Annotated in this window: 11 protein-coding genes and 2 pseudogenes; 1 reads left to right on the plus strand and 12 read right to left on the minus strand. The window is 61.0% G+C overall.

The genetic code is table 11. From position 1 onward, the window contains the following. Window positions 1–60: 60 nt before the first annotated feature. The 3 genes from BTE28158_RS18085 to BTE28158_RS18095 form a co-directional block, all read right to left on the minus strand. Window positions 61–2,043 (minus strand): DNA topoisomerase IV subunit B, encoded by a 1,983-nt coding sequence (locus BTE28158_RS18085; protein WP_151048714.1) that lies wholly within the window; start codon window positions 2,041–2,043, stop codon window positions 61–63. Between the two features lie 223 nt (window positions 2,044–2,266). Continuing rightward, a complete protein-coding gene (locus tag BTE28158_RS18090; protein ID WP_059600343.1) occupies window positions 2,267–4,216 on the minus strand; it encodes an ATP-binding cassette domain-containing protein in 1,950 nt (649 codons plus the stop codon). Window positions 4,217–4,378: 162 nt separating this feature from the next. Further along, window positions 4,379–4,783 (minus strand): DUF4399 domain-containing protein, encoded by a 405-nt coding sequence (locus BTE28158_RS18095; protein ID WP_059600451.1) that lies wholly within the window; start codon window positions 4,781–4,783, stop codon window positions 4,379–4,381. Window positions 4,784–4,980: 197 nt separating this feature from the next. Between BTE28158_RS18095 and BTE28158_RS18100 the strand changes: the two genes are divergently transcribed. Next, complete coding sequence (locus BTE28158_RS18100; protein ID WP_006478164.1) at window positions 4,981–5,163, plus strand: rubredoxin; 183 nt, start codon at window positions 4,981–4,983, stop codon at window positions 5,161–5,163. A gap of 299 nt (window positions 5,164–5,462) precedes the next feature. Here BTE28158_RS18100 and BTE28158_RS18105 read toward each other — a convergent pair whose 3' ends face one another. The 9 genes and pseudogenes from BTE28158_RS18105 to BTE28158_RS18145 all read right to left on the minus strand — a co-directional run bounded on the left by BTE28158_RS18105 (window position 5,463) and on the right by BTE28158_RS18145 (window position 20,769). After that, on the minus strand, window positions 5,463–7,223 hold the full coding sequence (locus BTE28158_RS18105; RefSeq protein WP_151048716.1) for a ShlB/FhaC/HecB family hemolysin secretion/activation protein: 1,761 nt from the start codon (window positions 7,221–7,223) through the stop codon (window positions 5,463–5,465). 68 nt (window positions 7,224–7,291) lie between these two features. Continuing rightward, a complete protein-coding gene (locus BTE28158_RS18110; protein WP_151048717.1) occupies window positions 7,292–7,957 on the minus strand; it encodes an immunity protein Imm33 domain-containing protein in 666 nt (221 codons plus the stop codon). A 70-nt stretch (window positions 7,958–8,027) separates the two neighbouring features. Next, window positions 8,028–8,270 (minus strand): hypothetical protein, encoded by a 243-nt coding sequence (locus tag BTE28158_RS18115; protein WP_151048718.1) that lies wholly within the window; start codon window positions 8,268–8,270, stop codon window positions 8,028–8,030. Window positions 8,271–8,316: 46 nt separating this feature from the next. Further along, complete coding sequence (locus BTE28158_RS18120; protein ID WP_203249539.1) at window positions 8,317–8,943, minus strand: Imm5 family immunity protein; 627 nt, start codon at window positions 8,941–8,943, stop codon at window positions 8,317–8,319. Between the two features lie 5 nt (window positions 8,944–8,948). After that, the gene (locus BTE28158_RS18125) at window positions 8,949–18,317 is read right to left on the minus strand and encodes a hemagglutinin repeat-containing protein (RefSeq protein WP_151048720.1); all 9,369 of its coding nucleotides are present in this window, start codon (window positions 18,315–18,317) and stop codon (window positions 8,949–8,951) included. 209 nt (window positions 18,318–18,526) lie between these two features. Next, window positions 18,527–18,877, minus strand: a pseudogene (locus BTE28158_RS18130) (DNA adenine methylase); the annotation flags it as partial. Next, window positions 18,873–19,981 (minus strand): annotated as a pseudogene (locus BTE28158_RS18135) (phage portal protein); the annotation flags it as partial. The pseudogenes BTE28158_RS18135 and BTE28158_RS18130, both read right to left, overlap by 5 nt. Further along, window positions 19,978–20,184 carry a phage head-tail joining protein gene (locus BTE28158_RS18140; protein ID WP_151048721.1) on the minus strand — a complete coding sequence of 69 codons (207 nt, stop codon included), beginning with the start codon at window positions 20,182–20,184 and terminating at the stop codon, window positions 19,978–19,980. The gene BTE28158_RS18140 and the pseudogene BTE28158_RS18135, both read right to left, overlap by 4 nt. Before the next feature lie 9 nt (window positions 20,185–20,193). Further along, the gene (locus BTE28158_RS18145; protein ID WP_311767592.1) at window positions 20,194–20,769 is read right to left on the minus strand and encodes a terminase gpA endonuclease subunit; all 576 of its coding nucleotides are present in this window, start codon (window positions 20,767–20,769) and stop codon (window positions 20,194–20,196) included. Window positions 20,770–21,020 lie beyond the last annotated feature (251 nt).

Raw genomic sequence — 21,020 nt, forward strand, 5'->3', positions numbered from 1 at the left:
GAATTCCGTATTCGTAAGTGGCGTGAGGCCGGGCCGGGCGTCATGCCCGGCCGCGCGGGTTTAGATGTCCGCTTCGACGTCGTTGCCCTTTTCCTCGAGCCAGCCGCGTCGCGCGGCTGCCTCGCCCTTGCCCATCAGCATGGTCATCCGCGCGACGGTCGCCTCGTAGTCGAGTTCGCCGAGCTTCACCGGCATCAGGCGGCGCGTGTCGGGGTTCATCGTCGTGTCCCACAACTGCTCCGCGCTCATTTCGCCGAGACCCTTGAAGCGGCTGATGCTCCACTGCGTTTCGCGCACGCCGTCCTTGCGCAGCTTGTCGAGGGTCGCCTCGAGTTCGCCTTCGTCGAGCGCATAGAGCTTCTGCGCGGGCTTCTTGCCGCGCGCGGGCGCATCGACGCGGAACAGCGGCGGCCGCGCGACATGCACGTGACCGCGCTCGATCAGTTGCGGGAAATGCTTGAAGAACAGCGTGAGCAGCAGCACCTGGATGTGCGAGCCGTCGACGTCCGCGTCCGACAGGATGCAGATCTTGCCGTAGCGCAGATTCGACAGGTCGACGGTGTCGTCGGGGCTGTGCGGATCGACGCCGATCGCGACCGAGATGTCGTGAACCTCGTTGTTCGCGAACAGGCGATCACGCTCGGTTTCCCACGTGTTCAGCACTTTGCCGCGCAGCGGCAGGATCGCCTGGTATTCCTTGTCGCGGCCCATCTTTGCGGAACCGCCCGCCGAGTCGCCCTCGACGAGAAACAACTCGTTGCGCGCGATATCTTCCGTCTCGCAATCAGTCAGCTTGCCCGGCAGCACCGCGACGCCCGAACTCTTGCGCTTCTCGACCTTCTGGCCCGCACGTGTGCGCGCCTGCGCCTGCTTGATCACCAGTTCGGCGAGCTTCTTGCCGTGCTCGACGTGCTGGTTCAGCCACAGTTCGAGCGCCGGACGCGAGAACGACGACACGAGCTTCACCGCGTCGCGGCTGTTCAGGCGTTCCTTGATCTGCCCCTGGAACTGCGGATCGAGCACCTTCGCGGACAGCACGAACGACACGCGCGCGAACACGTCTTCCGCGAGCAGCTTCACGCCCTTCGGCTGCAGGTTGTGCAGTTCGACGAAGCTCTTGACCGCCTGGTAGAGACCGTCACGCAAGCCCGACTCGTGCGTGCCGCCGGCCGGCGTCGGGATCAGGTTCACGTACGACTCGCGCACGAGCGATCCTTCCTCGCTCCATGCGACGACCCACGACGCGCCTTCCCCTTCGGCGAAGGTCTCGTCGGTCGCACGCGCATCGGCGAAGCGCTCGCCCTCGAACAGCGGGATCAGCAGCTCGCTGCCGTTCATCTCGTCGAGCAGGTAGCCGCGCAGGCCGTCCTCGTACTTCCACGCCTGGCGTTCGCCGGTCTTCTCGTTGACGAGCACCACCTCGACGCCCGGCAGCAGCACGGCCTTCGAGCGCAGCAGACGCTGCAGCTCGCCAAGCGGCAGGTTCGGCGAATCGAAGTACTTCGGATTCGGCCAGACCCGCACGCGAGTGCCGGACTTCTTCTCACCGCGGCCCGCGCCTTGCGTCGCGAGCGGCTTCACGACGTCGCCTTCCGCGAAGCCGAGCTCGGCGATCTTGCCGTCGCGCCAGACCGTCACGTCGAGACGCGTCGCGAGTGCGTTCGTCACCGACACGCCGACGCCGTGCAGGCCACCCGAGAACGTGTACGCGCCGCCTGCAGCCTTGTCGAACTTGCCGCCCGCGTGCAGGCGCGTAAATACGATCTCGACGACCGGCACACCCTCTTCGGGGTGCATCCCGAACGGGATGCCGCGGCCGTCGTCCTCGACCGACACCGACTGGTCGGTATGCAGCGTGACCGTGATCTGCTTGCCGTAGCCGCCGAGCGCCTCGTCGGAGGCATTGTCGATGACTTCCTGAATGATGTGCAGCGGATTTTCGGTACGGGTGTACATGCCGGGCCGCTGCTTGACCGGCTCAAGGCCCTTGAGCACCTTGATCGATGCTTCGCTATAGGCCGCGCTGGGCTTCTTCGTTGACATAGGCGCTGAATTTCGTCATTCATCGGGACGTTGTCCACACTTCGTGTGGACAACGTCGTGGACAAAACGTTGAGTTCCGTAAAAAAGCGAATCGAAACAACGGTGTGCTTGGACTGCTCCGAAAGCGGGCGCGCGGCATTCGCTGCGCTGCCCGGGACGCGCGGTATTTTACTGGTTCCGCGTGGCGCGCCGTAGCAAGATCACTCACACGGCGCACGGGGCGTCAGACCGGCTTGCGCTTTGCCTCGAGCGTCTCCCACCGCTCGAGCGCGGCGAGGAGCTCGTCATCGATCGCCGCGAACCGTTCGGTCAGGCGCGTGCCTTCCTGCGGATCCTTCGCGAAGATCGAACCATCCTCGAGCTGCGCATTGATCGTCTTCTGTTCTTCCTCGAGCGCCGCGATCTTCTCCGGCAGCCCATCGAGTTCGCGCTGCTCGTTGAACGACAGCTTCACCGTGCGCTGTGCGTTGCGGCCGGCCGCGCTTTTCGCCGCGTCTTCCTTGACCGGCGCCGCTTCCTTCACCGCGCGCTTCGCCGCCTCCTGCTGCGCGAGCTGCTGCGAACGCTCGCTCTGGATCTGCCAGTCGGTGAAGCCGCCGACGTATTCGCGCCACTTGCCGTCGCCCTCGGCCGCGATCACCGACGTCACGACGTTGTCGAGGAACGCGCGATCGTGGCTGACGAGCAGCACCGTGCCGTCGTAGTCGGCCAGCAGCTCTTCGAGCAGTTCGAGCGTCGGGATGTCGAGGTCGTTGGTCGGTTCGTCGAGCACCAGCACGTTGGCCGGACGCGCAAACAGGCGCGCGAGCAGCAGCCGGTTGCGCTCGCCGCCCGACAGCGACTTCACCGGCGAGCGTGCGCGCTCAGGCGCGAACAGGAAGTCGCCGAGATAGCTCATCACGTGCTTGCGCACGCCGCCGATCTCGACCCATTCGCTTCCGGGGCTGATCGTGTCGGCCAGGCTCTTTTCCTGGTCGAGCTGCGCGCGCATCTGGTCGAAGTACGCGACCTGCAGGTTCGTGCCGGTGCGCACCGTGCCTTCGTCGGGCTTCAGCTCGCCGAGGATCAGCTTGAGCAGCGTGGTCTTGCCCGCGCCGTTCGGGCCGACGAAGCCGATCTTGTCGCCGCGCATGACCGTCGTCGAGAAGCGCTCGACGACCGCGCGGCCGCCGTAGCGCTTCGTCACGTCCGTCAGCTCCGCGACGATCTTGCCCGACTTCTCGCCCTGCGCGACGTCGAGCTTCACGTTGCCCTGCGAATTGCGGCGCTCCGCGCGCTCGTTGCGCATCTGCTCGAGCCGCGCGATGCGGCCGACGCTGCGCGTGCGGCGCGCCTCGACGCCCTTGCGGATCCAAACTTCTTCCTGCGCGAGCAGCTTGTCGAACTTCTCGTTTTCCACGCGCTCGACTTCGAGCTGCTGCGCCTTGCGCGTCTGGTACGCGGAGAAATTGCCCGGATACGACAGCAGCCGGCCGCGATCGAGCTCGACGATGCGCGTCGCGACGCGGTCGAGGAACGCGCGATCGTGGGTGATGAACAGCAGGCCCGCGCGCTGCGCGACGAGCAGTTCTTCCAGCCAGCGGATGCCGTCGAAGTCGAGGTGGTTGGTCGGTTCGTCGAGCAGCAGCACGTCGGGCTGCACCACGAGCGCGCGCGCCAGCGCGACACGCTTCTGCATCCCGCCCGACAGCGCGTCGACCTGCGCATCGCCGTCCGTCAGGCCGATCTGCGCGAGCGTCATCGATACGCGCGTACGCCAATTCCACGCATCGTGCGCATCGAGTGACGACTGCAGCGCGTTCATCCGCGCGAGCAACGCGTCGTGCTCGGCGCCTTCGGGCGTCTCCGCAAGGCGGTGCGCGATCGAATCGTATTCTTCGAGCACTTCGCGCGTGTGCGTGAGCCCCGATGCGACGGCCTCGAACACGGTCGCGCCCGGTTCGAATTCCGGCTCCTGCGGCACGTAGACGGTCACAAGCTCCTGCTGGCGCGTAATCAGCCCGTCGTCGGGCTTCGCCAGCCCGGCGACGATCTTCAGCAGCGACGACTTGCCCGCGCCGTTGCGACCGATCAGGCCGACGCGCTCGCCGGCCTCCAGCGAGAAATCCGCGTGATCGAGCAACGCGACGTGACCGAACGCGAGTTGCGCGCCGGTAATGGAATAAAGCGACATGGGGAGGCGGCGAAGAGAGAAATCGGAAGCGCCCATTGTACCGGTGGCGGGCGCCTGCGCCGGGATGGCCGGACGGACTAGGCCGGTGCGCGGTTCATTTCGTGCCGTGGCGGGCATCCGGCCGCACCTTCCCGGCCGGGTGCCCGCATGCGGAAGATGCGATTACTTTACGTTGACCGAGATCGTCGAGCTCAGCTCGGGACCGTACGAGCGGTGCGCGCCGTCGCCGAGCTGCAGCGTCAGCGTGTGCTGGCCGGGCGGCAGCTTCACATCGGTTTCGGTCTGGCCCTTGCCGAAGTGCAGCGAATGGTCTGTCGCGGGGATCACGTCGCCCTTCGGCACCGGCTGGCCGTCGATCAGCAGGTGATGGTGGCCCGTGTCCGGCGTCATGTCGCCGGCCGGCTTGAGCCCCATGCCTTCGAGGCCGAACTTCACGTGCACGGGGCTCGACACCGTCGCGCCATCCTTCGGCTCGACGAAGAACACGCGCGCCTCGGCACGCGCGAGCGTCGACACGGCCAATGCCGCGACACATACCGCACCTGCGATCCACTTCTTGTTGAGCATCGTTTTCTCCTTCAGATTGAAAGGCTCACGAAGCATACACTGCGTGCCCGGCCCGCGCGATGATGGAAATTGTTCGCGATGCGCACGTTTAAAACGACGTTGCGGAGGCGTTCGGCGAAATTCCGGTACCATTGCGCCTTTCGTCCGCCGGACACACGGCGTGCGGCATCACAGATCTTCATCATTCCGAGCACCACATGAGCGAAGTAACCGAATACCAGAGCTGGGTCTGCCTGATTTGCGGGTGGGTCTACAACGAAGCGGAAGGCCTGCCCGACGAGGGTATCCCCGCCGGCACCCGTTTCGCCGACATTCCCGCCGACTGGCGCTGCCCGCTGTGCGACGTGGGCAAGGAAGATTTCGTCGTCGTCGATTTCTGATTCGGGCTTCCGGACACGATCGAGCGCGCGCGGCGCGCATCGGCACGCATTCCGTCCGCCGAGGCGCCGCGCGTTTGCTATGCTCTGCGCGCTGTCCACATCGCCGTCCCGTTCGCGTCTTCTGTACGCGAAACTGCGAACATGGCTCTCCCCGTAGTTCAGGGGATGGAATGATAAGCGCAAGGCTTGTCCCGCAAGACTTCCACCTTTTGCTGTAGCAAATTTTTAGCACGCGAAAAAACCCGCTCGTAGCGGGCTTTGCGAAACGACCAAATCCGCGCAAACTCGCCGTCTCTTGCCTAAAACTGTCCGGTCAACTGAAACCCGACCGTCACACGGGCCGTCGGGAACCCGGACGGTTTGTACACTGGCGTACCGGCGAATAAATCGTATCCGTATGCGCCATAGCGCGTGCCAATACTGCCCTTGACGCCGATCACCGCGCCGGCCAATTGCGTACCAACAAGCGCGACCGGTTGTGGCCCCCATACCCGGCCATAATCCAGTCCCGCGTAAATCGCTTGCCCTGTTTGACCGATAGGCATCTGCAGTTCGTTACGCCAATACAGGCCGCGCGCAGCCGCCAACATCGTCTCACCATCGAAGCCGCGCACCGTGTATCGGCTGCCGATGGTCAGGTCATCGATGTAGTACAGCGTGTTCCCCGTGTATTGACCGTGAACGCTTGTTACGTAGCGGAAAGGTTGCTTTGCGACCGCGAACGGCACCGATAGATTCGCATCGAGCACCGCCATTCGATAACGGTAGGTCGGGCCGCCGCCTGCCGCGAGTATGTCGTCCCGCGCACCCAATCCGCCGACGCCCTGACGATAGGCTAACGTACCGTCAAACTGGGCACCGTCGAAGTAGTGACGATCGGTCAGGCCGAATTCGAGCACCGTGTTGTTGCGCCGCTGCTGCGTGATTTCCGTGTCTTCGATAAAGCTTTCGCCGAAGCGGCGCGACAGACGGACGTATGCACCGAGTACATCGTTCTGACTACGCGCCAACACGCGAGCCAGCTTGAAATCGATCGTCTTCGAATTGCCGCTCGCGACGAACGTCTGATTCACGCCGGCAATCTGCTGATAGTACGTGTTCGTGTATGCGGCCAGCGTCGCCGTCCAGTAGCCCCACGGAATCGAATAGAAGCCATTCCATCCGTGCGACCCAAGGCGCTTGTCACCGAATTCGAGGTCTTGACTGACGCCGACGTTAAACACGTCGTTCAAGCCCAACGGGTTATCGATGCCGATCGACAGATTGCCCTGCAGTTTGCCTGTCGCACGCGTACCCGAATTATCGATAGATGCAACAATAGTCCACGGCTTGCCGCGCTTCACGTCCAGGACCACATCGCTTTCGCCCGGTTGGTCTGCCGGAACGATTTGCATCGATACGTCCTGACTGGTGACGCGTTTCATTTGCTCCAGACCCTGCTCCAGATCGCGCAGGTTCAGCACTTCGCCATCGCCGGTTGGAAATGCGGTCTTCCAAGTGCCGCGCAATTTCTCGTCAGCGAAACGCACGTGCCGAATCGTGCCCGGCACCAACGCAAGCTTCAACGTTCCCGTCGTCAAGTCTTGCTCCGGCAGCAATACGCGCGTCGTGATGTAGCCGCGTGCCAAGATTTCCCGAGACAGCCCCTTAACGATCGTATCGAGACCTTGCTTGCCAACACACTGGCCCGCATAGTGGGCGAGCCATTCGCGCGCGAAGGCGAAGCGATCCATCGGCAGCGCGGATGCACCGGCCGACCTTGCGGCATCGGGGAGCGAATCCGGCACGTCGAGCGCGAAACGGTCAACACGGAAACACGGCTGTTCGCTCGGCAATGGCGGGTAGGTTTCGGCGTGCGGCACTTCCGACCGCACTGAAGGGGCACGCAACGCAGCGTCGCGCTGCTGTGCGTCGCGTTGCTGTTGTGCCTGCCGGTCCTGTTCCGCGTTTGCGCGTGCGGCGGCGGCTTGGTCGGCAGGCGTCGGGGTCTGCTGCGCTTGCACTGATAACGACACCAAGACATGGAATGGCAATGCCGCCAGCCGTATTGTATTTTTCATTTTAGGATTACTTTCTGATCCGCATCTACGCGGCCATCAGTCTTTAATAAATCAATATTAAATATCAATCAATGAAATGTCTTATATTCCCCAGATCGCCACCCACCCAAAAGTTTTTTCAGAAATTCGTTATCACTCGACGAAACAACCCGATCACCTATCCCAAGTTCAATCGCATTATAATTACACGCAACACTTACCCCGGGCGGCAGGGCTAGAAATGGCACAACCCATGGGACATTTATTGCAACCTCAAATAGCGAACAAAATTTCCCTTCATTACCTTGCCCACCACTTTCCAAGAAGAACCATCCGGAATCACCGTCCTGCTGCGACTCGCGATTCATAACGAACTCCTTTGCCAATAAGAAGGCGGGAGAGACGATGCTCCTCTGCAAGAGCGACGGGAAATCGGGCTCAGCACCTGCCTGTGCGCACAACTCCCTCTGCAAATACAAATCCCTAAGAGTTTTATTTATGGAAAATTCCCAATTTATCGGCATAGCACCAAAATCCGGCTCCCACAACTCCAAATCGCCGCAATCGTCGCTCTTCAACATTAAAATCATCCATCCGAATTGAACGGTCTCACCGGCATTGAATCTCTTCCCAAGGCGAATCTCGTTTTGGAAATATGAAAACAAAGATCCAACAGTCGACTGGCAATCACCATTCGCTGATGCAACAAAATTTTGATGATTTAATGATTTGTTGAAATTCGATCGCAAAATCATGACAAGTCACCCAGAGACAGCCAACGCGCGTACATTTTCATTGCCGGTCAAATGTCGTACCATGCCCCATTTATTCCAACCCTAAATTTTCGGGCAGATCATTTACAAAGTCCGCCCGCTCGGCGTAGTCATTAGCCCAACCACGAATACATTCAGCAACCTCATTTTTATCGTGCTCAGGCATGCACCGCAACTCCTCAACCAATTGCTCCATTGCTTCAATTGATGCATCCGGATCAAGAACTCCTTCGCCAGAGAACTCCAAAAATACAGCCACATCAATAATTGCCTTAACGAGGTGTTTATTTTGCATTTCTATTAATCCCACCTCAAGGAACGCTTGGAAATATGAAAATCGGTCAGACATCCGTCGTCATCAGCGGGCGAATAACATCCCATGCGTAAGGGATAGCCACATTTAAATACCACCCCCAATACATCCGCCGAGCGTCAATACCACCCTTATTCTCCCAAACTGCACTTCCCGACGTGGCCAACGCCGCATAAAAACTCGCATCCCAATCATCTGGCGGCACCTGCTTTTCGCTTTCGCCAACAATATCGAAATTGGTATCAAAAAGGATTGTATTGATAGCAGCAAATGATGCCATGCCAGCATAAACGGAGCAAAATGCCGCCTCTCCATTCTCAAGCAGGTCTATCACTTTTGTATGGAATTCACCATTTTCTGCTCTCAAAATCTTCAGGTCATACTTACCCAGAAGCGCTGCCACCCCTTTTTCTAAATTCTGCTGCGCGCTCTGCAGCACGTCTTCATAGGGCCTAATTACGTGCAAAACCTTACTTGCGCAAATATGCGCGAGTCGTGCGCGTCGCAAGTACCCTGCGTCGTGCGACTCCTTGGATGACAGCTCCTCAATCACAAGGAGAATGGTTTTTCGGCTGCTGGCCGGAAGCTCACCGTCTTGCGTAATGCATCGAAGCGCAAGTTCAAGCTCTTGGGTCAAACGCGGTGGCATTGTCATATTCTTCACTTCCGTGGCGTCGAAATGATTCGCCCATCTGGCATGAATGTACGAGTTACGCTGGGATCAGAGACGATCAGCGGCCGGCCTTGCTTTGCGGCTTCGGCTTGGTAAAACGCCTGACAATCAGTACACATCGCACGGGACACATCCACTTGGGCTGCATCAGGATTGTTTACAATCGATTGCTTTTCAGCGTGCGAAGCACTGTATTGGCCTGCCACGCCTTGATCCATCGCCCCGGCAGGACGAAGTGTGTGACCGATTTCAGCCGCGCGGTCAGCAACACTGCTTGGGTCTACGTAAGTATAACCGTCTGGAAGATTTGCACCGTATCCACTAATCGTGTTCGTCGTTCCGTCTGTAGCTACAGTCTTGTTTTGAAGTCGTGCCGGCAGCTTATCGTAAAGGGCTTGCGAACTACCCGTGATGTTCGTCGACGTGTCACCGCCGTTTGATCCGGACGAATCTTGATTGTTACCTGTAGAGAGCATGGCGTTAGGCGGTGCGCCGCGAGAAGCCCCCTGCGCAATACTGCCAACTTGACCCGCAGTCGAATCGACAAGTACGACTCCAGGATTTGCGGCAGGCGGTTCGCCACCTTTCGCTCCAATGACCCCATTGAGGCCGTTCGCCGTGCCTCTCGCTATTTGAGTCGACGCGGGCTGCGACATTGTTGCCTTAGTGTCAGCCTGCGCCATTCCAAGGAGCTGCCCGCCCCAGCGAGTAATATCGTCAACCGGGTGCCCGTACGTTTCCTTAGCCCAATTGACAAAGCTATCCTTCGCCTGCTTGATTGTGTCAAGGAGTTCGCTTCCCGTGCTGCAAGTTCCGTTGACATTGCATTGGCTACGGTTATACAAGTCGGCATTCGATGCTGTAAACGCACCCGATGTACCGCCAATAAGTGCGCCGCCGGCTCCTGCAAGGACGTTCGACAAAACGTTGCCTGCCAGTAGCGAACCTGTACTGTTGCCGACTGCATCAGCAAGGCTATTCAACTTCCCCGCCACCGTTGCCGACAGTGCAGCTCCTGCGGCCCCTGCAAACACGTTACCACCGCCCAACCCTGCAAGCGCGGCTCCCCCTGCCGTATGTAACAGCACGCGGTTTGAGCCCCCTTCCGCCCACGAATCGGCTTCAGCCTGATACGCGGCCTGTGATGTCGCGTCACCAGCAGCCTTGGCTGCATCGGCTTCGCGTTGGGCTTCCTTTTGCTTCGTATCGGCATAGGCACCGATACCTTGCGCGACGACCTGACCAGCTGCCTGTCCGGCGTTCATAAGGTCCGCCTGCTGATTCAACAGGTTCTGCACGTCCGGCGTCTTCGACACCGTGCCATTCAGGTTCGACGTATCGCGATTCAGGTTCGCCAAGTCCTGCGTCTGACCGGCCTGATTCTCGATGATGATCGTGCCCGTGCTGACGCCGCTACGCGTGGTCGCGTTCTCGCTTCCACTATCCGACTGCGAAATCATCGGCGTCACACCACCCGAGCCGCTCACCGATCCAGTTCCGATCGCCTTGCCGGTCACGCCAAAGCCTGCGCCGGCACTAAAGCCGCTGCTGTCGGCGTTGTAGGTCGAATGGTTCGCGATGTCGCTCGTCGTCAGCGTCCCCGTCGTCAATGTGTTCTTCGACGGATCGGCCGTGCTGGTGATTACTGCGCCCGTCAAGTCCGTATTGCCCTTGACGTTCACATTGAATCCACCGTCGCCCGCCTGAATCCCTGCCTGTTCGTTCACGCCCGCGTAATTGCCGTTCGCGCTGCCATGCTGTGAGCTGAAACTCGCACTGCCGCCGCCCATTGTGCTGACACTGATGCCGCCTCCGGCGCTGCTTTGATGCGCGCTGCTGACGGTCGTATCCTGCACACTGCGAATATTCAGGTTGCCGCCCACGTCGGCCGTGACCGCGCGACCCGACACGTCCGAACCAATGATGTTGGTATCGCCTCCGCTCACCATCGTGACGCTGTTCGCACCAGTCACGTGCGAATTGTTCTGCATCGCCGCGTCGCTGTTGCCGTCACCGTGCGCGCGCGACATCGATGCCGAAACGCCGATGCCGTTCGTACCGATCGACACACCAACGCTGCTGCCCGACGACGAATTCGAGCTACGCGTCGAATCGGTGTTCGTCGTGTTTTGCAGGTCGATCTGGTTCTTTGCAGCGAGCAGCACGTCTTTGCCGGACACGTTCGAGCCAGCGACCGTAATGTTGCCGCTACCCGGCGTGCCATTGCCCGTCGCAACCAACGAAGTCGTACCACCTGCGCCGAGGTTCGAACCGCGCTGCGTCGTCTGGTTTTCCGACGTGTCCAAGCGGCTATGGCTCGATCCGACGCTCACCTGGACACCAATGCTCGGCGTACCACCGCCCGCAAGTGCACCGCCAGTCAGGCCGGCGACGCCCATCGCAGCATTGCCGGCCGCTGCGATCGCGTGCAGCGCAGTAGCGCGGCTATCGCCGCTGCCGCTCTTGGCGGCTTGCGCCTGTTGGTAAGCACCATTGATCGCATCGCCGACGCTACCCGACAAACCGAGCGTGACGCCGCTGCTGCTCGTCTCTTGGCTATGCGTTTTGTTCGCGGTGTCCGTCGCCGAGTCGATCACGATATTCGATGCCGCGCCGGTCAGGTTCTTTCCGGCGATCAGATCGCTACCGGTCACGTGCAGCGTATCGCCGGCCGTGACATTCAGGTTACCGTTGAGCGACCCGACCGTGCTCGCGTTGTTCGTGACGGACGATGCATGATCCGTTTCCTTCCGCGACTGCGTGCCGATGCTGACAGTCAGCCCGCTCGTTCCCAAACCCGAATGCGTTTCACGGTAGTAGCTGTCTTGCGAGACCGCATCCTTCGAGGTCGTGATGTTGACGTTGTTCGTCGCGGCGAGATTCACGTCGTTCGTGCCGACGACCGTGCTGCCCTGAACAGTCAGATCATGCCCCGACTGAATGTTGACGGTGTTGCCCGACACCGTGCTGCCGACGCCTACATTAGCGTGCGTGTCGGTCATCCCATCGGTCTTCGTGCTGCTGACGAAGCTGCCGCGTTGGACTTGCACCGACTGGTACTTGTCGTGTTCCTCGCGGGCCTCGTTGATCGTGACGTTGCCCGTCGCAGCGATATTTGCCGCGCCGGAACCGTTCTCGACGCCGTCCGTCATACCCGCCGTCAGAGCGGAGCCGGTCAACGTCACGTTGCCCTTGGACTTGTCGGCACTCACAGCCGCAAGCGTCGCGTTTCCGCCCGCCGTGAATTGCGTGCCGACCGCATGCTCGTCGTAGTTGTGATCCGTTTCTTTTCGCGTATTACTGTCCGCCGCGACGTTATCAAGCTTCGCCGTATCCGCGACGGTTGTCGCCGTCAGGTTGCCACCAGCGATCACCGACAGATCCTTGCCGGACGAAACCGTCGCACCCTTGAGCGTCGTATCGTTGCCGCTTTGCATCGCCAAGCCGCCGCCAGCGGTTATCCCGCTCGTCACGTTCTTCGTCGTCGACTCTTCCCAATGATGCTGATCGTTCAGATACATCGACTGGTTCGTGGTCGACTGAACCGTATCGACGTTGATATTCCGGCCCGCCGTCACCAGCGCATCGCCGCCAGCCGACAAATTCGCGCCGTGAAGCGTCAGATCGCGACCGGCTTGTACGGCCAGATCGCCGGTCGCCGAGATCGTCCCCTGCTGGCCGATTAAGCTCGTATTGACCTTGCTCGCGCCCGATGCGCCGGTTGCGCCTACGGCATCGACCAGCGTCGTGTTGACGATATCGCGGCCGGCCATCACGGCAACCCGGTTGCCGGAAATCTGGCCCGACGCGTTGACGACATCGTTGCTCGCCGACACGACGGTCGTGCCGTTCTTGGCGCTGCTCGAAATCGTGCCGCCACGGTTCAAGATATCCGTCGCCGTCAGGACGGTTTTTGTGCCGCCCTTGATCACGCCCGAATTCGTCGTGCTACCCGCCGTATGGATCTCGACATCGTCCGCGGCGATCAATGCACCGGTCGGTTGCAGGTCATTCGCGTGAGTCTGCGCCATGTAGACGACCGGGGCCAGCACGTGCGTCGTACTGCCATCGGGCAGGGTCACGGTCTGGTCGACCAGCCACACGATATCGCTCGTGAGCGCATCCATTTGGGCGGCCGTCAGTGCCATGCCCGGCACCAGGCCGAACTCCTTCGCGTAGTTCACGCCGTTGGTCATCAACGCGCGATACTCATCTTCGGCGCTCGCGTAGCCCGGCAGGAAGGTGCGTCCCGTCAACTGCGTGATCTGGTTGCGCACCATCTGCTGCTCGTACATCCCGTCGCCCAACCGCTTTTCGATACTCGCCGGATTCAGGTTCAACTGCCCGAGCATGTAGTCGCTCGAGATGAACTTCGTGTAGCTGGTCAGGCGTGGATCCGTCACGATCAGATACGGCTGCCCCGGCGCGGGATTGATCGAATACATGCCGCTCGTCGGCAACGTAATCGACAATGCACCCTTGGCGCTCGCGACCGACTGCAGTGCGGGGACCGTCGTCGTGCCGCTTGCGGTGCCGACCTTGGTCTGGTTGCCGCCCGACACCCCTTGATTGGCGGCGTTGCTACCGAGCGTACCGCCCGTCGCACCGGTGGCCGAGTTTTGCGCGGCGACGTTCTGGTTATTGACGTTCTGCGCGTTGATCGACACCGATTGGTTCGCGATGATCGTACCGCCGGTGCCGCCGATTGCGACCGGCGTATAAACGATGGACGGCTCGACGATCGTGCCACGATCCTGCGTCGTGTCTTCGTTCCACGCGTACATCGACGTAATGTCGTCGCGCTGGTATTGATACAGCGTACGACCGACGTTGTTCACCGTCGTGCCGCCATAGCTGCCACTACCGACGGATCCGCCTTGCTGGGTGCTGCCAATCTGAATCGACTTGCCCGCCGTGATCGCGCTGTAATTGTTGTTGATCGTTCCGACGTTCGCCATCGTGATACTGCCGCCGGCCACGAGCTGCGCTTGCTGCGCCTGACTCGTCACCTTGTCCTGCTGGACAGTGGTCGTCGTATCGCGCCAGATCTCGACTCGTTGATAGCCGTTATGGCCGTCGCTGCGGGTCACATACTCCGAATCCGGCACATAGTTCACGTGCGGGTCATACGCATCCCAATAATTGACCGTAACCGTCCCGTCCGCATTCGTCGTCAGCGTGTTGTAGTAGATCGTCTGCTGCTGCCCGTTCACGTTCACGACGAGCACCTTGTCGGTCGCGTTCGGCCCGGACGTTTGCGACACGACTTGCGAAGGACTATAGGTTGAAGTCAACGGCGTCTTGTAGCCATTCACCCACATCGCCTGCGAGCAGCCCCCGTTCGGATCTGCATTCATCGTCGCGCATACGATGTACTTCTGGCGCTTGGTTTCGTGCTTGCTAGACGTGCTCGTCGTTTCGGTCGTGACCGTCGGTGCGGGACGCGTATTGGTGAACGTGCCGGCAGCCAGTTCAATGTTGCCCTGCGCTTCGATCGTGGACTGGTCGTTCAGCACGTTTTGCGTGCGGTTCGCGAGGAAACCATTTGCATCACGCTGACCGTTCGCCGCGATATTGATATCGCCGACGCTGTACAGGTTTGCGCCGCCGGTGTTCGACAACTGATTCGTCGCATACAGATTCAGCTGGTTCGCAGCGGCGAAGACAGCAGCGGCGCCGGTGTTGGTGATCGTGGCCGCGTTCGACGTGACGTTGCCACCGATCACGGTTCCAGTATTGTTGAGCGCTGCGCTGTTGGTCGTGACCGCATCGCCTTCAATGCGGCCCGCGTTATTGATCGTGCCGCCGTTGGCGTTGACCGTCGTGTTCGCGGAATTCAGGTCCGCGCCGCTCTGGTTGTCGACGTTCGCAGCATTCACCGTGAGCGCACCATTGGCGTCCATCACGCCTTGGTTCGTCAGCTTGCCCGACGTGGAAAACGTCAGGTCGCCATTCGCGTGCAGCCTGTTCGCTGCCGTCTGCGTATAGTCGCTGCCAAGCGTCACTACACCGTTGCGGCCCGCGACGATCGACCCGTCACCGGTCAACGTGCCACTCGTCAACGACAGATCCTGATCGCTACCAATCGCACCACCCTGGTTCGACAGAGCGCCGGTTTGAATCGATACGCTGCCGCCGCTACCCGCGTCATTGCCGAGTTTGCCCGACGTATTGTCGACCGATGCGGCTTGCACCAAAAGGACACCATTTGCGCGAACCGAGCCATTCTGGTTCGACAGCGTAGCGTTCGGACCAACAAAGTTCAGGTTGTTCCCTGCCGACAGGACACCCGCATTGTTGTTCGCGCTGCTGCCGACGTTCAGTGTCAGATCATGGCCGGCGAGCGTTTGGGCGCCCTGCGCGTTCGTGAGAGCCTGCGTAGTCAGCGTGACGTCACCGTTGCCGCCGATCGTACCGGCACCCGCTGTACCGGACGCATTCGTGTTCGTAATCGATGCACCGCCGTCGATCGTCGTTGCCCCGCTGCCGATGTTGGCGATGCGCGCGTCACTATTGTCGATGCTGGCTCCAGACAGGTCGAGCGTCGACGTCACGCCATTCGCTTCGATTTGACCCGCATGGTTGTTCACCGCACCTTGCGCGCGGACTTTCAGATTCCCGTTCGACTGGATCAGGCCCGCCGCGTTCGCGAGCGCGCCATTCGACTGCACCGACAACGACTGCGATGCGAGCAGCGAGCCGCCGGAATTGTCGACGCTGCCAGCGTTGACCGAGACGTCGCCGTTACCGCCGATCGTGCCGTTCGCCGTATTGGTCAACGCGTTCGTCGCCGTGACCGACAACGCGCCTGAGCCGAGTTGCTTAATTGAGCCGCCGTCGTTCGACAGGCTGTCACCGGACACCCTGAGACCGTTACTGGCTTCGACCGTGCCGGCGCGATTGTTAATCGCCGATTGCGCTTTCAGCACAAGGCTGTCTGCGCCGATATAGCCGCCCGCACTGTTGTCGAGCGACTGCACATCGAGCGCGGCCTGCCGCTGAGCCGACAGCACACCCGCTTGATTCGACACGGCGGCGGCCGTCAGCTTCATCGCGCCATTGGTCGCGATCATGCCGCCTTGGTTCGAGACAGCACCCGTGCCGACGGTCAACGTGCCGCTGCCGGCATGCGCGATCTTGCCGTGGTCGTTGATCAATGCGGCCGGCGTCAGGCTGAGGTCGGTACTGTTCGTTTGAACGGTTCCCGAGCTATTGTCCAGCGTGCCCGAAACCGCGATCGTTGCCGGTCCCGAGCCGGTCTGCGTGATCGAGCCCGACTGATTTTTGAGATTGGTCGCCGTCAGCGACAACTGGCTGGCCTGAATTGCCCCTGCACTGTTGTCCAGACTGGCCGCGCGAACGTTTGCCAACGCACCTGCGGAAATGCTGCCTGCTGCATTAGTGAGCGCTGTGCCGGCATCGATCGTCGCATTCTGGCCTGCCGCCAGCGAACCGTTGCCGTTGTCGACCGATTGCGCACCGACAGCCAAATCGGTGTTCGCGCTGATTGATCCATGGTTCGCGAGGCTGCCCGCCTGAATCGTGACAGAGCCGTCACCACCGATCACACCGCCTTGTGCGCCGTTCGCTGTCGTACCCGCAGCGTTCGTGAGCTGGCCGCTCGTTGCGATGGACAGGCCGTCGCCATTGAGGGACGTCACGCGCCCGGCCGAGTTATCCAAGGATGCGCCGCCGACGCTCATCCGGCCCGCGCTCTGGATGATGCCCTGTTGGTTCAGGATCGCACCACCGTGGACGTCCGCCGTGCTTTGCGACACCAGTGTGCCGGCTTGATTTGCGATCTGTCCGGCCGACTGCACCGACAACGGCCCCTGGGACGATACCGTGCCGCCTTGGTTCGAAACGCTGCCTGCCGTCAACGTCGCGCTGCTCTGGCTCAAAAGATTGCCGTGGTCGTTGATAAGCGCCCCGGCGGCGCTCGCGTTGAGCGCGCCCTGCGCACTCGTCGTTGCGCTGGAAAGGTTGAGGTCGCCGGCATTGGCGTTCAGCGTCATGCCGCCGTTAGCGGCCGTCTGGCCGCCTGCAAGGTTCACACTGCTGCCAGTGAGCGTCGCGTTGCCGCCGGCAAGATTCTGGCCCGTCGCGTTCAGTTGGCCGGACGCGGTAATGCTCAGATCGCCGCTGTGGCTCACGGAACCGTCGTTGTTCACACCTGCGCCGAGTGCGCCGGTTGAACTGACGGTTGCGGCGCTGATCGTCGTATTCTGCTGCGCTGCGAGCGTGCCGCTATTAGACAGCGTCCCGCTGGCCGCTACGTTCGCGCTCTGCTGCGCGTAGGTCGTCCCCGTATTCTGGACATCGCTACCGTTCGCCGTAAGATTGCCGCTTGCGATCGTCTTGCCGGACAGCACAAGCTGCCCGTTCGACTGGAGCGTCAGATCCCCGGCCTGCGCGGCAATCGTGCCGGCGTTCGCCACGCCGACACCATTCTGATTAGCGACAAGAAACACCCTATTGGCGTACATTCCGCCCAATTGACCAACGTCAATTGCGATTGCCGGTGCAGGGCTGCCGTCCTGAATCGGCGTCGTGGCGAGCGTATCGTGATTGACTTGGTTCGGACCGGCGATTACGTTCAGATTTTTCGCGTAAATCGCCGCATTTGCCTGAACCGCACGGGCGATAATGTCAACTTGATCGACATTGGCCGCATTCAAACCCGCGCCGGACACGGTGACGAGGCCGCGATTTACATTAAAGCCAGCTACCGAACCGTCAGCACCGTAATACGGCACCCCGGTTGTCAAGACAGCGCGCGAGGTATTAATAAAACCGCCACCGTCGACCAGGAGGCCAGCGGAATTCGATAAGATAATCTCGGCTTTGGGGCCCGCTATCTCAACATACCCCCTGAGAACCGAGGGATTATTGCTATTAACCTGATTAACAATAATCCGCGCAGAATCGTTGGGTCCGAAATTCGGGTTCCCGTTGATATATCCCGCTTGTTGCGTGTTGACGATCGTCGGCGAATTATTGAGTATCGCGCCGGGTTTCTGCACGTCGAACTGATTATAGGTGTTTAAAGAAACACCTGAACTTCCCGGCTTATTAATATTGACTTGTGGCAATCCATTTTGCGTCTGGATCACCGAGGGCGCATGCACACCGCCACCGACAATTTGCGCATCAGCCCATATCGGCGTCGCGCCGACCGCAATCAGGGATGCCAATGCGATGCTCCGGAGGGCAAATCGCACAATCGATTCGCGCTCAACCGCCGCCCCACGCGTCTCGCCACGACCCGCGTTGCCCGACGCATTGGCTGTCTCTTCGACGGCAATCAACATGCCGCGTACACGGCTGTACACCAAACGGTAGTTATTTTGATTCATTTTTCTGGTCTACTCGCAACTTGAGCGACTGCGCCCTACGGATTATCGGATGGCGGCATCTTCTCGCAACCCACGCAGCCGCGTCTCGGCGAGCGGGTCAACAATTGTCAAACGTCGGGTAAACGCGACAATGATCGGGGCACGGACGCGCTTGCAATTAGAATTTTTGAGCAATTGGCCATCGCGTCTTTCGACACGATGGCCCGCGATTAGAAGAGCCCAGCCGGCTGCGCCGCGTCGCCCCAACTGAAGATAATCAGCTCGTTTCTCTCGACACCCTTGCCTCCGCCGACCGTGTACTGAATCGGCACGGTTTCGATATGGAATCCATCGAATACGCGCCGAATGTCGGGATGGTCGTTCAGGCTTACGATCGCACGTCCCTTGATCGAACGCAGTTTCGCGGCCATCTTCTCGTACTCGGCAAACGGAAACGCGACGCCATACCCTTCCGTCTCGTAATACGGCGGATCGAGATAGAACAGCGTGTGTGCCCGGTCGTATCGCTCGATGCATGCGGCCCAATCGAGCCGCTCGACGAATGTGTTCGCGAGCCGCACAGGCGTCGACCCACCAGCACCAGATCCGCCGACAGAACTGGTGGATGAACACGTTCTGCTGCAGCTGCTCGATCGAGCGCCGGAACTCGTTGAGCAACACGCGCAGAACGCGGTCGCTGACATCGCGCAGGTCGCCCGTCAGCACCTCATAGGGCATGCCGACCGATGCCGCTGCGGCCATCAGCTGTTGACGCATGAACGGCGCATAGTCGGCACCTGCGCCGGGCGGCGTTGCGAATCGCACGTCCTCGCCGGGTGCCAGCTCCTGCATTGCGCCCGGCTCCAGCGACACAACCGGCGAGAAGCCGTCGACGTCGAAGTCGATCGGCGCACCTGAGACCGGATCGCCGAGCGGACCGACTTCCGCCTGCGGCTCCACGATGAAGCCGGCAAAGAGATTGCTCACCTCCTGCCGGAACAGCACCGCGTCGTCGAAGTTGTCCAGCGAATGCAGCCGCAGCAGCACCGTCGATAGTTCCGGCACGCCACGCACCTGACCGGGCCGCAGCGCGTGGAACACGTGCGCGATCTCGTCGGCCGGCACGCGCACGGTCTGCACCGCATCGCCGGCAAACCGGTTGTACTCACCCGGATGCCGGCGAAGCAGGTGATACGCGACGCGCTCGCCGTCTTCGTTGAACTCGACACCGTTGATGATCTCGCCGCCTGGAATCGGCTCGTTTTTCGTGACCGGCAGCATGTCCCCTTCGAACAGTTGGATCTGCATCGGCACCGCCAGCCCGGCATTCGGAGGGCGTAAACGGCGACGCACCAGCACCTCGCCGTCGCTGAAAAATGCCCGCGCTGCGAGCGTTTGCAATCCGTACAAATCATGGTCGCCGTTCGGGTCCAGCTCGCTCGAGCTGTCGTCCCAAAGTTGCTTTTGCGCACGACGCACGTCCGCGTCCGGATGCCGCGGATGTGCCTGAATGCCGGTGCCAATGGCGTTCGACACCAACCGGGCGATCGCGGTCTTCGCCCACGGATCATTCCGGATCGCGTCCCGCGCGCGGTGACGCATCAGCGGCAGGTTCTGCACGACCGATGCATTCGGGTCGGCACGACAAAGCCGCGCTGCGCGAGAACCGGATACGCGCGGCTCATCGCACCCCCTTGCCGGCATGGCGCGGGCGAATGAGCCGCGAGCGGCCGGTCGCGCCGTCAAGCGCCCGAATGATCTCGGTCTGCGCATCGCGCAGCTCGGCAATCGACCGGTAGCGCACCTTGCGATCCGCGTACTGGACCTCCAGCTCGCCCTTCGCGATCGCCAACTGGATGCGTTGCAGGTCCGCCATCGTGTAAGCCATGTGTTTCTCCTATCGGCGTTTCAGGTACGTCGAGCGACCGACACGCCGGCCCTGAATGCGCGAAACCCCGCTCAGAGGCGGGGCTTCGGTTGGTTTTGGTGCCGTCATGACGACCGCCGTCGGCTCGGCGGCCGATTCGTTCGGCGGATCCGGGGGTTGCTCGAACGGTTGTGCGAGCGGTAACGCTTCGATCACCGGCGCTGCGTCGAACAACGTCACCTGCGAGATACGATGCTGTTCCAGCAACCAGTGCTGTTCGGTCAGCAGGTGGGTTTTCACACTACGCGCCGCGTGCAGTGCATACACTTCGCAGTCGAGCGCTTCGTTACGTGCGCCAGCCTTCTTCTGCCAGACCCGCTTGCCGCCGACGCGCCCGGGCACCTTCACTTCCGCCGTGACCTGCGAGAGGTAATCGGACCGCACGCCGACGTACCAGTGCATCCGCCCCGGCCCGTCGCCGTCCAGCTTCAGCCGGTTGTCCAGGATCAGGTCTTTCGCCTTGCTGACTCCGACCATGAACGGTCGCAGGCCGTATTTCGCGGCCTTGCTGTTGTTACGCGTCGAGTCGATCGACGCCTTCGGCACGGCGTCTATACACCGACGGACATCGTGTCCGCGCCGAAGCAACAACGCACCAGTCGAAGCCCCGCAGAAATTCGGGTCGCGCTGATTGCCGAAGGCGTTTGGATCTACGGGATCGATTACACCATTGGTACTGCCGGCGGCGCTTCACCGTGCTCTTATCACGAGGGCATGGCGACCTATCCGACCCGCGTTCAGGCAATTCGCGGGGCCGTCCGCGACTTGACCCGACGCATCGAGACAAGCACTGCCAT

Source organism: Burkholderia diffusa (assembly GCF_902499115.1).
Taxonomy (GTDB): domain Bacteria; phylum Pseudomonadota; class Gammaproteobacteria; order Burkholderiales; family Burkholderiaceae; genus Burkholderia; species Burkholderia diffusa.